This is a genomic window from Streptomyces sp. NPDC006997, from assembly GCF_040635175.1.
Taxonomy (GTDB): Bacteria; Actinomycetota; Actinomycetes; order Streptomycetales; family Streptomycetaceae; genus Streptomyces.
Map to the genome: position 1 here is coordinate 134,382 of NZ_JBEYHH010000004.1, position 12,754 is coordinate 147,135.

At 71.1% G+C, this 12,754-nt stretch carries 16 protein-coding genes; 3 read left to right on the plus strand and 13 right to left on the minus strand.

The window, feature by feature from the left end; translation table 11 throughout:
* Window positions 1-47 precede the first annotated feature (47 nt).
* Complete coding sequence (locus ABZ659_RS05290) at window positions 48-479, minus strand: DUF3618 domain-containing protein (protein WP_360213660.1); 432 nt, start codon at window positions 477-479, stop codon at window positions 48-50.
* A 376-nt stretch (window positions 480-855) separates the two neighbouring features.
* Between ABZ659_RS05290 and dapA the strand changes: the two genes are divergently transcribed.
* Complete coding sequence (gene dapA, locus ABZ659_RS05295) at window positions 856-1,761, plus strand: 4-hydroxy-tetrahydrodipicolinate synthase (protein WP_360213662.1); 906 nt, start codon at window positions 856-858, stop codon at window positions 1,759-1,761.
* A gap of 36 nt (window positions 1,762-1,797) precedes the next feature.
* On the opposite strand, the gene ABZ659_RS05300 is transcribed toward dapA, so the two are convergent.
* From ABZ659_RS05300 to ABZ659_RS05355, 12 genes are all read right to left on the minus strand, one after another.
* A complete protein-coding gene (locus ABZ659_RS05300; RefSeq protein WP_360213664.1) occupies window positions 1,798-2,019 on the minus strand; it encodes a hypothetical protein in 222 nt (73 codons plus the stop codon).
* Between the two features lie 115 nt (window positions 2,020-2,134).
* Window positions 2,135-3,124 carry a 2,3,4,5-tetrahydropyridine-2,6-dicarboxylate N-succinyltransferase gene (dapD, locus tag ABZ659_RS05305; RefSeq protein ID WP_360213666.1) on the minus strand — a complete coding sequence of 330 codons (990 nt, stop codon included), beginning with the start codon at window positions 3,122-3,124 and terminating at the stop codon, window positions 2,135-2,137.
* A 165-nt stretch (window positions 3,125-3,289) separates the two neighbouring features.
* Window positions 3,290-3,826, minus strand: a complete 537-nt coding sequence (locus ABZ659_RS05310; protein ID WP_360213668.1) for a TetR family transcriptional regulator — start codon at window positions 3,824-3,826, stop codon at window positions 3,290-3,292.
* Window positions 3,826-4,146: a multidrug efflux SMR transporter gene (locus tag ABZ659_RS05315; RefSeq protein ID WP_360213670.1), complete on the minus strand. Its 321-nt coding sequence runs from the start codon at window positions 4,144-4,146 to the stop codon at window positions 3,826-3,828. The genes ABZ659_RS05310 and ABZ659_RS05315 overlap by 1 nt, the downstream gene beginning before the upstream one ends.
* Window positions 4,147-4,192: 46 nt before the next feature.
* A complete protein-coding gene (locus ABZ659_RS05320; RefSeq protein WP_360213672.1) occupies window positions 4,193-4,525 on the minus strand; it encodes a metal-sulfur cluster assembly factor in 333 nt (110 codons plus the stop codon).
* Entirely contained in the window at window positions 4,522-4,989 is a 468-nt protein-coding gene (gene sufU / locus ABZ659_RS05325; protein ID WP_360213971.1) for a Fe-S cluster assembly sulfur transfer protein SufU, read from the minus strand. Before sufU ends, ABZ659_RS05320 begins: the two co-directional genes overlap by 4 nt.
* 17 nt (window positions 4,990-5,006) lie before the next feature.
* Window positions 5,007-6,263, minus strand: a complete 1,257-nt coding sequence (locus tag ABZ659_RS05330; RefSeq protein WP_360213674.1) for a cysteine desulfurase — start codon at window positions 6,261-6,263, stop codon at window positions 5,007-5,009.
* Complete coding sequence (gene sufC / locus ABZ659_RS05335; RefSeq protein WP_210918802.1) at window positions 6,260-7,024, minus strand: Fe-S cluster assembly ATPase SufC; 765 nt, start codon at window positions 7,022-7,024, stop codon at window positions 6,260-6,262. The genes ABZ659_RS05330 and sufC overlap by 4 nt, the downstream gene beginning before the upstream one ends.
* Window positions 7,025-7,032: 8 nt before the next feature.
* A complete protein-coding gene (locus ABZ659_RS05340) occupies window positions 7,033-7,350 on the minus strand; it encodes a non-heme iron oxygenase ferredoxin subunit (protein WP_360213676.1) in 318 nt (105 codons plus the stop codon).
* Window positions 7,347-8,537 carry a Fe-S cluster assembly protein SufD gene (gene sufD, locus ABZ659_RS05345; RefSeq protein WP_360213678.1) on the minus strand — a complete coding sequence of 397 codons (1,191 nt, stop codon included), beginning with the start codon at window positions 8,535-8,537 and terminating at the stop codon, window positions 7,347-7,349. The genes ABZ659_RS05340 and sufD overlap by 4 nt, the downstream gene beginning before the upstream one ends.
* A 61-nt stretch (window positions 8,538-8,598) precedes the next feature.
* Window positions 8,599-10,020: a Fe-S cluster assembly protein SufB gene (gene sufB / locus ABZ659_RS05350; RefSeq protein WP_360213680.1), complete on the minus strand. Its 1,422-nt coding sequence runs from the start codon at window positions 10,018-10,020 to the stop codon at window positions 8,599-8,601.
* The gene (locus ABZ659_RS05355) at window positions 10,017-10,760 is read right to left on the minus strand and encodes an ArsR family transcriptional regulator (RefSeq protein ID WP_360213682.1); all 744 of its coding nucleotides are present in this window, start codon (window positions 10,758-10,760) and stop codon (window positions 10,017-10,019) included. Before ABZ659_RS05355 ends, sufB begins: the two co-directional genes overlap by 4 nt.
* 161 nt (window positions 10,761-10,921) lie before the next feature.
* On the opposite strand from ABZ659_RS05355, the gene ABZ659_RS05360 reads away from it, so the two are divergent.
* A complete protein-coding gene (locus tag ABZ659_RS05360; protein WP_360213684.1) occupies window positions 10,922-11,734 on the plus strand; it encodes an AAC(3) family N-acetyltransferase in 813 nt (270 codons plus the stop codon).
* Window positions 11,735-11,824: 90 nt separating this feature from the next.
* Window positions 11,825-12,748, plus strand: coding sequence for an ABC transporter ATP-binding protein (locus tag ABZ659_RS05365; protein ID WP_360213686.1), 924 nt, complete (start codon window positions 11,825-11,827; stop codon window positions 12,746-12,748).
* Window positions 12,749-12,754 lie beyond the last annotated feature (6 nt).

A 12,754-nucleotide genomic window follows, 5' to 3' on the forward strand; every position in this document is an offset into this window, starting at 1 on the left:
GCACGCCCCCACCGCCCGGCGCCCGCTCCCCGCTCAGCGCTCAGTGCTCAGTGCCCGTTGTGCCGTCGCCGCAGCACGCTCGCCGCGACCACGGTCGCACCGGCCGCCGCCCCCGCGACCAGCACCGGCCGCGGGTGGCGCAGCGCGGCCTGCACGACCGTACGGACCGGCAGCGGTGCCCGGTGCTCCACGGCGTGGCCCGCCTGGCTCGCCTTGCCCTGCACGGTGTGGCCCGCCTGGGTCGCCTTGTCCTGCACGGTGTGTCCGGCCTGCGTGGCGCTGCTGCGCAGCTGGACCGTCATCGCACCGGCCTTGTCCCTGAAGTCGGCCGCGCGGGCGCGGGCCCGGCCCTTCTCATCCGCCTTCGCCGCCAGTTGCCCGGCCGTGTCGCCGAGTCGGCTCCTGGTCTGCTCCACCTGCTGCCGCAGCTCGTCGGGACCCTTCGCGCCGCCGGTCCCCTTGGCTGCCCTGTCCGTCATCGGCGTACCCTTTCGTCGATCTCCTCGGTGGGCGCGGACGCGCGCCCACCTCGGTCAGCGACCATCCGGGTACCCGGCGCGCACGGCGCTACCCCTGCGCCGCGGCATCACCGTCGCGCCCCTACCCGAGCCGGGCGAGCTGTGTCTGGAACCAGTCGAGGCGGGCCTGCGACAACGGTGGCGAGTGCCCTGCCGAGCTTCATGACGCCTCCCATGACCTGGGGCCGATGACCGTTCCGGCCATGGTGACCCAGGACGGCCGCGTTCGCAGGGCGCCCAAGGGGGCGCATGAGCCCTCACGCTTAAGAACCTGTTGCCAGTACCTCTCAGCAGAATTAAGTAGATCTGAATGATCGTCCGCGTCGACACTGCTGCCATGACCTCCACCGGCTCCACGCCCCCCTTCGGCCGCGCCCTCTGCGCGATGATCACGCCCTTCACCGAGTCGGGCGGACTCGACCTGGACGGTGCGCGGCGCCTCGCCGCCCACCTGGTGGCCGAGGGCTGCGACGGCCTGGTGCTCTCCGGTACGACGGGCGAGTCACCGACCACGACGGACGCGGAGAAGGCGGCGCTGATCGGCGCCGTCCGGGAGGCGGTGGGCCCCGGGACCGCGATCGTGGCGGGCGTCGGCACCCCGGACACCCGGCACACCCTCCGGCTCGCCGCCGCCGCGCACGAGGCGGGCGCGGACGGCGTCCTGGTCGTGACGCCGTACTACAGCAGGCCGCCGCAGGACGCGGTCGAGGACCACTTCCGCGCCGTCGCCGACGCCTCCGACCTGCCGGTCATGCTCTACGACATCCCTGGCCGCACCGGCACCCGCATCGAGCCGGACACGATGCTCCGGCTCGCCGAGCACCCCCGGATCGTCGCCGTCAAGGACTGCTCCTACGACTTCCTCGCCGCCCAGAAGCTCATCGCGGCGACGGAGCTGGCGTTCTACGCGGGCTGCGACGAGCACGACCTCGCCCTGTACGCGGTCGGCGCGGCGGGGTTCGTGAGTACGGTCGCCAACGTGATTCCCCGTCAGCTCCGGTCGGTGCTGGACGTGTTCGACGCGGGCGACACGGCGACGGCGGCCCGGCGGCAGCGGGCGGCGATCCCGCTGGTCGAGGCGATGATGTCCGCGGGCCTCCCCGGCGCGGTGACCGCGAAGGCCCTCCTCGACCGCCTCGACCTGCCCGCGGGCCCGGTCCGCGCCCCCCTGCGCCCGGCGTCCCCGCGGGCGGTGGACGACCTGCTGACGGCGTACGCCCACGCGACGGGGCCCACCGCCTGACGACAGCCGCCAGGCGGTGGGCCCCGCACCGCGCGCTCAGTCTGCGACCAGTTCGTCCCCGATCAGCCGGAAGTGCTCCAGCACGTCCTCCATCGGGTCGTCGATCTGGCCGACGTTGACCAGGCCCACCCGCGGACCGTTGTGCGAGGCGGTGTTGGTCTCGTCGGCATGCGCGACACCCGTCGCCGAGAGCCAGCACACCGCCACCGCCGCCGCCACGGCGACGGCCGCCCTGGTCCTCGACCGCTCGTTCCTCATCGCTCCACCCTCGTCTCTCGGACCCTGCGTCCACCCGTTCATCGGGAAGGACACATCAAAGGTCACGGAGGGTAATCCGTTCAAGCGATGTTCGCGGCGTTCGGAGTGTCCCTGATCAGTTGTGGGCGTGCAGGATGTCGTTCAGACCGCCCCACTCGGCGTTGTTGGGCCGGGCCTCGACCGTGCCGGTCACGGAGTTGCGGCGGAAGAGGATGTTGGAGGCGCCGGACAGCTCGCGCGCCTTGACGACCTGCCCGTCGGGCATGGTGACGCGGGTCCCGGCGGTGAGGTACAGCCCCGCCTCGACGACACAGTCGTCACCCAGCGCGATGCCGATGCCGGCCTCGGCGCCGACGAGGGACCGCTGCCCGATGGCCACCCGCTCCTTGCCGCCGCCGGACAGCGTGCCCATGGTGGAGGCACCGCCGCCGATGTCGGACCCGTCGCCCACGACGACGCCCTGCGAGATCCGGCCCTCGACCATGGAGCTGCCGAGTGTGCCCGCGTTGAAGTTGACGAAGCCCTCGTGCATCACGGTGGTGCCGGAGGCGAGGTGGGCGCCGAGCCGGACGCGGTCGGCGTCGGCGATCCGGACCCCGGCGGGGGCGACGTAGTCGGTCATCCTCGGGAACTTGTCGACGCCGAAGACGCTCAGGTGCGTCCCCCGGGCGCGGGCGGCCAGCCGTACGGTCTCCAGGGTGTCGACGGCGACCGGGCCGAGCGAGGTCCAGGCGACGTTGGCGAGCAGACCGAAGACGCCGTCCAGGTTGGGCTGGTTGGGCCGGACCAGCCGGTGCGAGAGCAGGTGCAGGCGCAGATAGGCGTCGTGGGTGTCCAGCGGCTTGTCGTCCAGCGAGGAGATGACCGTGCGGACCGCGACGACCTCCACACCGCGCACCTCGTCCTTGCCGAGGGCCGTGACGGCGTGCGTGCCGAGCGACTCGGCGGTGCGCGCGGCGTCCAGCCGCTCGGTCCCGGCGGGGCCGGGCTCGGCGGCCAGCTCGGGCGCCGGGAACCAGGTGTCGAGAACGGTGCCGTCAGCGGCGACCGTGGCAAGCCCGGCGGCCACGGCGCCGGTGGTACGAGGAGCAGTCGTGTCGGTCATAAGGGCAACCTAACGCGCCCTGCCCCACGGCGGCGAACCGGTCCGGCATACGACCGACGGCCGGCCGGCCAACCCGAAGGGGCGCGGCGCTGCGTCTCCCCGCGGCTCCACCGCGCGGGCGCGACCAGCCCACCACCACCCGCGCCCGGCGACGGCCAGGCCCCGTCACCCGAGCACCCGCCCGAACATCTCCCGGGCCCACGCCTCGTCGTACGGCACGTCGAACAGCAGCGCCTCCAGGCACATGCCGTCCACCAACGCCACCACCGCCCGCGCGGTCCCCGCGTCCACCCGCCGCCCCAACCGCCCGGTGAGGTCGTCCGCCCACTCCGCCGCCACCGCCCGCAACGCGGGCCTTTGCAGCGCCGCGAGATACAGCTCGCACTCCAGCTCGGCCCCGGCCCGGTCCCCGGCGAGCCACTCGCCGACCAGCGCGGCCAGCTCCGCCGCGAGATCACTCGACGGGTCGGTCAGCCCGTCCCGCCCCGCCACCAGCCGCCCGAACCCCTCGTTGGCCTGCCGCAACGCGGCGACGAGCAGCTCGTCGAGGGTCTTGAAGTGGTACGTCGTCGAACCGAGCGGCACATCCGCCTCGGCCGCGACCGTGCGGTGGCTGAGCCCGGCGATGCCCTTCTCCCCCACCACGCGCAGGGCGGCGTCGATGATCCGACGCCGCCGCTCGGGGTCGTAGCGCCGGGCCATCAGTGCGCGCCGCTGAGGTTGAGGACGACCACGCCGACGACGATCAGCGCGATGCCGGTGGCCTTGGCCACGTCCATCCCCTCGCCGAGGAAGAGCATCCCGATCATGGCGATGGCGGCCGTGCCGACCCCGGCCCAGATGGCGTACGCCGTACCGACGGACACGGTCTTCAGGGTCTGGGCGAGCAGCGCGAAGGCGACCAGGTAGCCCAGCGCCGTCACCAGCGAGGGCCAGAGCCTGCTGAAGCCGTCGCTGTACTTCATCGCGGTGGTCGCGGCCACCTCGGCGGCGATGGCTCCGGCGAGCAGCAGGTAACCCATGCGTACGAGCGTACACATCGCTGTGTACGCTCGTACATACCGCTGCTCAGACGTTGAAGCCCAGCGCGCGCAACTGCTCGCGCCCGTCGTCGGTGATCTTGTCGGGGCCCCACGGCGGCATCCAGACCCAGTTGATCCGCAGCTCGTTGACGAGGCCGTCCGTGGCGGACTTGGCCTGGTCCTCGATCACGTCCGTCAGCGGGCACGCCGCCGACGTCAGGGTCATGTCGATGGTGGCGATGTTCGCCTCGTCGACGTGGATGCCGTAGATGAGGCCCAGGTTGACGACGTCGATGCCCAGCTCGGGGTCGACGACGTCCATCAGGGCCTCGCGCAGCTCCTCCTCGGAGGCGGGCTTGGTCTCCACGGTCTCGGTCATGCCGTCTTCCTTTCGGCGTCGGCGCCGCCCAGCGCCTGGGCCGTCGCGTCCTTCCACGCCATCCAGCTGAGGAGGGCGCACTTCACCCGGGCGGGGTACTTGGAGACACCGGCGAACGCGACGGCGTCCTCCAGTACGTCCTCCATCGCGTCGTCGGGCTCGATCCTGCCCTTGGACTGCATCAGCTCCAGGAAGGTCTCCTGGATCCGCTGCGCGTCGGCGACGTCCTTGCCGACGAGCAGGTCGTTCAGCACGGACGCGCTGGCCTGGCTGATGGAGCAGCCCTGGCCCTCGTACGAGACGTCCTCGATGGTCGTGCCGTCGTACTTCACGCGGAGGGTGATCTCGTCACCGCAGGTGGGGTTGGTGTGGTGTACCTCCGCGTCACCCTCACGCAAGCCCCGCCCGTGCGGGTTCTTGTAGTGGTCCAGGATGACTTCCTGGTACATCGAATCCAGCTTCACGGTTCCCAGCACGCCCTTCAGCCGAAGAAGTTCCGTACGTGCTCCAGTCCCTCGACCAGAGCGTCGATCTCGGCCGGGGTGGAGTACAGATAGAACGACGCTCGCGTGGTCGCAGGAATTCCGTAGCGGAGGCAGACGGGACGGGCGCAGTGGTGGCCGACCCGGACCGCGATGCCCTGCTCGTCGAGGACCTGGCCCACGTCGTGCGGGTGGATGTCACCGAGCGTGAAGGAGATCGCGGCGCCGCGCTCCTCGGCCGTGGAGGGGCCGATGATGCGCAGGTCGGGGACCTCCAGGAGGCGCCGGACCGCGTACTCGGTGAGGGCGTGCTCATGGGCGAGGATCTTGTCCATGCCGAGCGCGTCGAGGTAGTCGATCGCCGCGCCCAGACCGACCGCCTGCGCGATCGGCGGGGTGCCCGCCTCGAACTTGTGGGGCGCCGGGGCGTAGGTCGAGGAGTGCATCGACACCGTCTCGATCATCTCGCCGCCGCCCAGGAACGGAGGCAGGTCCTCCAGCAGCTCCTGGCGGCCCCACAGCACGCCGATGCCGGTCGGGCCGCACATCTTGTGGCCGGTGAAGGCCACGAAGTCGGCCTGGAGCGCCTGCACGTCCAGCGGCATGTGCGGCGCGGCCTGCGAGGCGTCGACGCAGACCAGCGCGCCGACCTCCTGCGCCCGGCGGACGATCGCCTCGACCGGGTTGTGGGTGCCGAGGATGTTGGAGACCAGCACGAAGGAGACGATCTTCGTCTTCTCGGTGATGACCTCGTCGATGTGGGAGAGGTCGAGGCGGCCGTCGTCGGTCAGCCCGAACCACTTCAGCTTCGCGCCGGTGCGCTGCGCGAGCAGCTGCCACGGCACGATGTTGGAGTGGTGCTCCATCTCCGTGATGACGATCTCGGTCTCGTGGTCGACCCGGTAGGGCTCGTCGGCCCAGCCGAGCATGTTGGCCACGAGGTTCAGCGACTCGGAGGCGTTCTTGGTGAAGATCACCTCGTCGCGGCTGGGCGCGTTGACGAACGCGGCGACCTTGTCGCGCGCGCCCTCGTACAGCGCCGTGGCCTCCTCGGCGAGCACATGCACACCGCGGTGGACGTTGGCGTTGTAGCGCTCGTAGTACTCACTGAGTGCGTCCAGCACCTGGCGCGGCTTCTGCGAGGTCGCCGCGTTGTCCAGGTACACGAGCTTCCGGCCGTCGTGGACCTGGCGGTCCAGGATGGGGAAGTCCTTGCGGATCGCCTCGGTGTCGAGGAGGCCCGGCAACTGTGTCACGCGGATACGCCGCCCTTCGTGTACGCCTCGTAGCCTTCGGCCTCCAGCTTGTCGGCCAGCTCGGGGCCGCCCGACTCCACGATCCGGCCGCCCGCGAAGACGTGCACGTGGTCGGGCTTGATGTAGCGCAGGATGCGCGTGTAGTGCGTGATCAGCAGGGTGCCGACCTCGCCGGTCTCACGGACCCGGTTGACGCCCTCGGAGACGACGCGCAGGGCGTCGACGTCCAGGCCGGAGTCGGTCTCGTCGAGGATCGCGATCCGCGGCTTGAGCAGCTCCAGCTGGAGGATCTCGTGACGCTTCTTCTCACCGCCGGAGAAGCCCTCGTTGACGTTGCGCTCGGCGAAGGCGGGGTCCATGTTGAGGCGCTGCATGGCCTCCTTGACCTCCTTCACCCAGGTACGCAGCTTGGGGGCCTCGCCGCGGATGGCGGTGGCGGAGGTGCGCAGGAAGTTGGAGACGGAGACGCCGGGGACCTCGACGGGGTACTGCATCGCCAGGAACAGGCCCGCGCGGGCGCGCTCGTCGACGGACATCTCGATGACGTCCTCGCCGTCGAGGGTGACGGTGCCGCCGGTGATCGTGTACTTCGGGTGACCCGCGAGGGAGTAGGCGAGGGTCGACTTGCCGGAGCCGTTGGGGCCCATGATGGCGTGCGTCTCGCCCTGCTTCACGGTGAGGTCGACGCCCTTGAGGATCTCCTTCGTGGCGTTGTCGGCCTCGACGGTGACGTGCAGGTCTCGGATTTCAAGCGTTGCCATGGGTAGCCTCAGGACTCCTGGGTGAGGGAGACGAGCACATCGTCCCCTTCGATCTTTACGGGGTATACGGGGACGGGGCGCGTCGCGGGAAGGCCGGACGGCTTGCCGGTGCGGAGGTCGAAGCTGGAGCCGTGCAGCCAGCACTCGATCTGGCAGTCCTCCACCTCGCCCTCGGAGAGCGAGACGTTCGCGTGGGAGCAGATGTCGTAGATCGCGAACACCTCCCCCTCGGTACGGACGACCGAGACCGGCGTGCCGTCGAGTTCCACCCGCTTCGGGGTGTCCATCTCCAGCTCGCCCAGGCCACAGGCGCGTACGAACGTCATGCGACGGACGCCTCCAGCTCCTCTTCGATCTTGGCGAGGAGGCGCTCCTCGATGTCCTTCAGGCCGATCTGCTGGACCAGCTCGGCGAAGAAGCCGCGGACCACCAGGCGGCGGGCCTCGAACTCCGGGATGCCGCGGGCCATCAGGTAGAACAGCTGCTCGTCGTCGAAGCGGCCGGTGGCGCTGGCGTGCCCGGCGCCGACGATCTCGCCGGTCTCGATCTCCAGGTTGGGGACCGAGTCGACGCGGGCGCCGTCGGTGAGGACGAGGTTGCGGTTCATCTCGTAGGTGTCGGTGCCCTCGGCCCTGGCCTCGATCAGCACGTCACCGATCCACACCGCGTGCGCCTGCTCGCCCTGGAGGGCGCCCTTGTAGACGACGTTGGACTTGCAGTGCGGGACGTTGTGGTCGACCAGGAGGCGGTGCTCCTGGTGCTGGCCCTGGTCGGTGAAGTACAGGCCGAACAGCTCGGCCTCGCCGCCGGGACCGGCGTAGGTGACGCGCGGGTGCAGCCGTACGACGTCGCCGCCGAAGGTGACGACGACCGACTTGAAGGAGGCGTCGCGGCCGACGAGGGCGTTGTGCTGGCCCACGTGGACGGCCTTGTCGTCCCAGTCCTGCACGGAGACGACGGTCAGCTTGGCGCCGTCGCCGAGGAGGTAGTCGACGCCTGCGGCGAGCACGGCGTCACCGGTGTGGTCGATGACGACGACGGCCTCGGCGAAGGCGCCCAGCTCGATGACCTGGTGGCCGTACGCGGTGCCACCCTCGCCGTGCACCGCGATGCGGATCGGCTCGGTGAGGACGGTCTCCTTGGGCACGGTCACGACCGAGGCCCGCTCGAAGGCGCTGTACGCCTGCGCGGCGACGCGGTCCACCGGGGTGCCCGCGCGGCCGAGCCGGGCGTCGTCGCGGCCGACGGTCTCGACGGTGACGCCGTCGGGCGCCTCGACGGCGACCTTGACGCCCCCGCCGGTGGCGACGGCGGTGCCGTCGTGCAGCCCGCGCAGCCGCTCCAGCGGGGTGAACCGCCACTCCTCCTCGCGCCCGTGCGGGACGGGGAAGTCCGCGACGTCGAAGGAGGGGGGCGCGCTCATCCGGGTGGCGACGGTCGAGGCCGCCTCGGCGGCGACCGCGATGGCACCGGCGGTCGTGGAACCGACCGGAAGATTCTGAGCCTCAGCCATGGCTGTCGTAGTGCTCGCTTTCCGTTACGTAAGGGGCGTGATGGGAGGGCCGGGCGGACGGTTAGCCGACCGCGCCTTCCATCTGCAGCTCGATCAGCCGGTTGAGCTCGAGCGCGTACTCCATGGGCAGTTCCTTGGCGATCGGCTCGACGAAGCCGCGCACGATCATCGCCATCGCCTCGTCCTCGCTCAGACCGCGGCTCATCAGGTAGAAGAGCTGGTCCTCGGAGACCTTGGAGACGGTCGCCTCGTGGCCCATGGACACGTCGTCCTCGCGGACGTCGACGTAGGGGTAGGTGTCGGACCGGGAGATGGTGTCGACGAGCAGAGCGTCACACAGGACGTTGGACTTCGCGCCCGGCGCGCCCTCGCCGATCTCGATCAGACCGCGGTAGGAGGTACGGCCGCCCCCGCGCGCCACCGACTTGGAGACGATGTTGGACGAGGTGTTGGGGGCCATGTGGACCATCTTGGCGCCCGCGTCCTGGTGCTGGCCCTCGCCCGCGAAGGCGATGGACAGGGTCTCGCCCTTGGCGTGCTCGCCCATCAGGTAGACGGCCGGGTACTTCATCGTCACCTTGGAGCCGATGTTGCCGTCGACCCACTCCATGGTCGCGCCCTCGTACGCCACGGCGCGCTTGGTGACCAGGTTGTAGACGTTGTTCGACCAGTTCTGGATGGTCGTGTAGCGGCAGCGGGCGTTCTTCTTGACGATGATCTCGACGACCGCGGAGTGCAGCGAGTCGGACTTGTAGATCGGCGCGGTGCAGCCCTCGACGTAGTGCACGTAGGCGCCCTCGTCGACGATGATCAGGGTCCGCTCGAACTGGCCCATGTTCTCGGTGTTGATCCGGAAGTACGCCTGGAGCGGGATCTCCACGTGGACGCCCGGCGGGACGTAGATGAAGGAGCCGCCGGACCACACGGCGCTGTTCAGCGACGCGAACTTGTTGTCGCCGACCGGGATGACGGTCCCGAAGTACTCCTTGAAGAGCTCCGGGTGCTCCTTCAGCGCGGTGTCGGTGTCGAGGAAGATGACGCCCTGCTCCTCCAGGTCCTCGCGGATCTGGTGGTAGACGACCTCCGACTCGTACTGCGCGGCGACACCGGCGACCAGGCGCTGCTTCTCCGCCTCCGGGATGCCGAGCTTGTCGTAGGTGTTCTTGATGTCCTCGGGCAGGTCCTCCCAGGACTCCGCCTGCTTCTCCGTGGACCGCACGAAGTACTTGATGTTGTCGAAGTCGATGCCGGAGAGGTCGGAGCCCCAGTTCGGCATGGGCTTCTTCTCGAAGAGCCGCAGACCCTTCAGACGGAGCTTGGTCATCCACTCCGGCTCGGACTTCTTGTTCGAGATGTCGCGGACGACGTCCTCGTTCAGGCCGCGCTTGGCTGACGCACCGGCCTCGTCGGAGTCGGCCCAGCCGTATTCGTACTTGCCCAGGCCCTCGAGTTCGGGGTGGGCAGTCTCCGTGGGGAGCGTCATGCGGGGTTCCTCCCGGCCGTGCTAGCGGATGCGTCAGGATCAGTAGGGGAAATCTTGGGGATGAACGTCGTGCAGACGCCGTCGCCGTGCGCGATGGTCGCCAGCCGCTGGACGTGCGTGCCGAGGAGCTCGGCGAAGATCTCGGTCTCCGCCTCGCACAGTTGCGGGAACTTCTCGGCGACATGGGCGACCGGGCAGTGGTGCTGGCACAGCTGCTCGCCGACCGGTGCGCTACGCGCCGTAGCAGCGTACCCGTCCGCGCTCAGGGCCCTGGCCAGTGCCTCGGCGCGTTTGTCGGGGGCGGCGGAGTCGATCGCCCGGCGGTACGCGCGCGCCTGCGCGGCGATCCGGGCGCGGGCGAACGCGGCGACCGCGTCGCTGCCGCCCTCCCGCTCGGCGATCCAGCCGAGGGCGTCCGCGGCGAGCTTGTCGTAGGACTGGTCGAAGGCGTCCCGGCCGCAGTCCGTCAGCGCGAAGACCTTGGCGGGGCGGCCCCGGCCGCGGGCGCCGTAGACCCGCCGCTCCCGGGCCTCCACGACGCCGTCGGCGCCGAGCGCGTCCAGGTGCCTGCGCACCGCCGCCTGGGTGAGGCCCAGCCGTCCGGCGAGTTCGGCGACGGTCGAGGGCCCGTGGTCCAGGATGGACCGCGCGACCCGGTTGCGCGTGGAACGCTCACCGGTCGCGAACTCCTCCTGCGGGGCCCCCTGGGGGGTCTCCCGAGCCTCGCCGACGTTTTTCACAACGCCATTGTTGCGTAATTCCTCAGGCTCCGGCAAGCCGCGTCTGGATCACCCCCCGGTGCGCTGCGTCACTTAGGCATACCTAATCTGACCTGCGGAAACGATCACTGATCGATCAAACCGGTGGCGCCGCGGATCCTGGTCGGCGACACTCCATCACCATGCCCACACCCCCTCCGACCGGCCCACTTGTCACACGCGACAGTCTCGCCGCCGATCTGCGCGCCCTCGGGGTCCGGCCCGGCGAGACCCTCCTCGCGCACTCCTCGCTCAGCGCGCTCGGCTGGGTCTGCGGGGGCGCCCCCACCGTCGTCCGCGCCCTCCTCGACGCCCTGGGCCGGGACGGCACACTGGTCGTCCCCACCCACTCCGGCGACCTGTCCGACCCGGCCGTCTGGGGGAGCCCGCCGGTGCCCGAGGAGTGGTGGGCCACCATCCGGGCGACCATGCCCGCCTACGACCCGCTGACCACGCCCACCCGGGGCGTCGGCGTGGTCCCGGAGACCGTCCGGACCTGGCCGGGCGCGCTGCGCAGCGTCCACCCGCAGACCTCGTTCGCCGCGCTCGGGCCGCGCGCCGCGGAGGTCGTCGACGGCCACGCCCCCGACTGCCGCCTCGGCGAGCACAGCCCGCTGGCCCGGCTGGAACGGCTCGGCGCCCGGGTGCTGCTGCTCGGCTGCGGCTACGACACCTGCACCAGCTTCCACCTGGCCGAGTACCGGATCCCGGCCCCGGTCGTCGACGTGGGCCGCCCGGGTCCGGACGGCTGGGAGGTGGTGCGGGAGGTGTCGATCTCCTCCGACCGGTTCGACGAGCTGGGCCACGACTTCGAACGGGACCGGCCCGTCGTACGGGGCCCCGCGGGCGGCGCCGAGGCGCGGCTGTTCCCCGTCGCGGACGCCGTGGCCTACGCCGAGCGCTGGCTGCCCGTGCACCGGCCGCGCGAGGAGGAGTACCGGCACTCGCCCGACTGAGCGTCCCGCGCGCCGGAGCCTCCCGGTGCCGCCGGGAGTTCCCGCACCCGCCCGCCGGACACCCGTGCGGGCTACCTAGACTCAGGGGTCATGCGATACGAGCCCGTGGTCCAGGTCCAGGCCCTGGTGCAGCGGTACGGCGACAAGACCGCGGTGGACGGCCTCGACCTGGTGGCCCAGGCGGGCATCACCGCCGTCCTCGGACCCAACGGCGCGGGCAAGACGACGACCGTCGAGACCTGTGAGGGCTACCGCAGGCCGGACTCCGGCACGGTGCGCGTCCTCGGCCTCGACCCGGTCCGGCAGGCCCGCGAGCTGCGGCCCCGCATCGGGGTGATGCTCCAGTCCGGCGGCGTCTACTCGGGCGCCCGCGCGGAGGAGATGCTCCGGCACGTCGCCCGACTGCACGCGCACCCGCTGGACGTGCCCGCGCTCGTCGAGCGGCTCGGCCTCGGCTCCTGCGGCCGGACGCCGTACCGGCGGCTGTCCGGGGGGCAGCAGCAGCGGCTCGCGCTGGCGATGGCCGTGGTCGGCCGTCCCGAGCTGGTCTTCCTCGACGAGCCGACCGCCGGGCTCGACCCGCAGGCCCGCCACGCCACCTGGGACCTGGTGCGGGACCTGCGCGCCGACGGCGTCTCCGTGATCCTCACCACCCACCACATGGACGAGGCCGAGCAGCTCGCCGACGACGTCGCCATCATCGACGCGGGCCGCGTCATCGCCCAGGGCTCCCCCGAGCGGCTGTGCCGCGGCGGCGCCGAGAACACCCTGCGCTTCTCCGGCCGCCCCGGCCTCGACGTCGGCTCCCTGCTCAAGGCGCTCCCCGCGGACAGCGCCGCCGCCGAGCTGACGCCGGGCTCCTACCGGGTCACCGGCAAGGTCGACCCGCAACTGCTGGCGACGGTCACCTCCTGGTGCGCCCAGCACGGCGTGCTGCCGGAACGGATCTCGGTGGAACGGCACACCCTCGAAGACGTCTTCCTGGAGCTGACCGGCAAGGAGCTGCGTTCATGATTCCGC

Excerpts from the sequence above, each read along its gene's own strand:
- ABZ659_RS05290 (WP_360213660.1), bottom strand. The coding sequence starts at position 479 with ATGACGGACAGGGCAGCCAAGGGGACCGGCGGCGCGAAGGGTCCCGAC.
- dapA (WP_360213662.1), top strand. The coding sequence starts at position 856 with ATGACCTCCACCGGCTCCACGCCCCCCTTCGGCCGCGCCCTCTGCGCG.
- ABZ659_RS05300 (WP_360213664.1), bottom strand. The coding sequence starts at position 2,019 with ATGAGGAACGAGCGGTCGAGGACCAGGGCGGCCGTCGCCGTGGCGGCG.
- dapD (WP_360213666.1), bottom strand. The coding sequence starts at position 3,124 with ATGACCGACACGACTGCTCCTCGTACCACCGGCGCCGTGGCCGCCGGG.
- ABZ659_RS05310 (WP_360213668.1), bottom strand. The coding sequence starts at position 3,826 with ATGGCCCGGCGCTACGACCCCGAGCGGCGGCGTCGGATCATCGACGCC.
- ABZ659_RS05315 (WP_360213670.1), bottom strand. The coding sequence starts at position 4,146 with ATGGGTTACCTGCTGCTCGCCGGAGCCATCGCCGCCGAGGTGGCCGCG.
- ABZ659_RS05320 (WP_360213672.1), bottom strand. The coding sequence starts at position 4,525 with ATGACCGAGACCGTGGAGACCAAGCCCGCCTCCGAGGAGGAGCTGCGC.
- sufC (WP_210918802.1), bottom strand. The coding sequence starts at position 7,024 with ATGGCAACGCTTGAAATCCGAGACCTGCACGTCACCGTCGAGGCCGAC.
- ABZ659_RS05340 (WP_360213676.1), bottom strand. The coding sequence starts at position 7,350 with ATGACGTTCGTACGCGCCTGTGGCCTGGGCGAGCTGGAGATGGACACC.
- sufD (WP_360213678.1), bottom strand. The coding sequence starts at position 8,537 with ATGGCTGAGGCTCAGAATCTTCCGGTCGGTTCCACGACCGCCGGTGCC.
- sufB (WP_360213680.1), bottom strand. The coding sequence starts at position 10,020 with ATGACGCTCCCCACGGAGACTGCCCACCCCGAACTCGAGGGCCTGGGC.
- ABZ659_RS05360 (WP_360213684.1), top strand. The coding sequence starts at position 10,922 with ATGCCCACACCCCCTCCGACCGGCCCACTTGTCACACGCGACAGTCTC.
- ABZ659_RS05365 (WP_360213686.1), top strand. The coding sequence starts at position 11,825 with ATGCGATACGAGCCCGTGGTCCAGGTCCAGGCCCTGGTGCAGCGGTAC.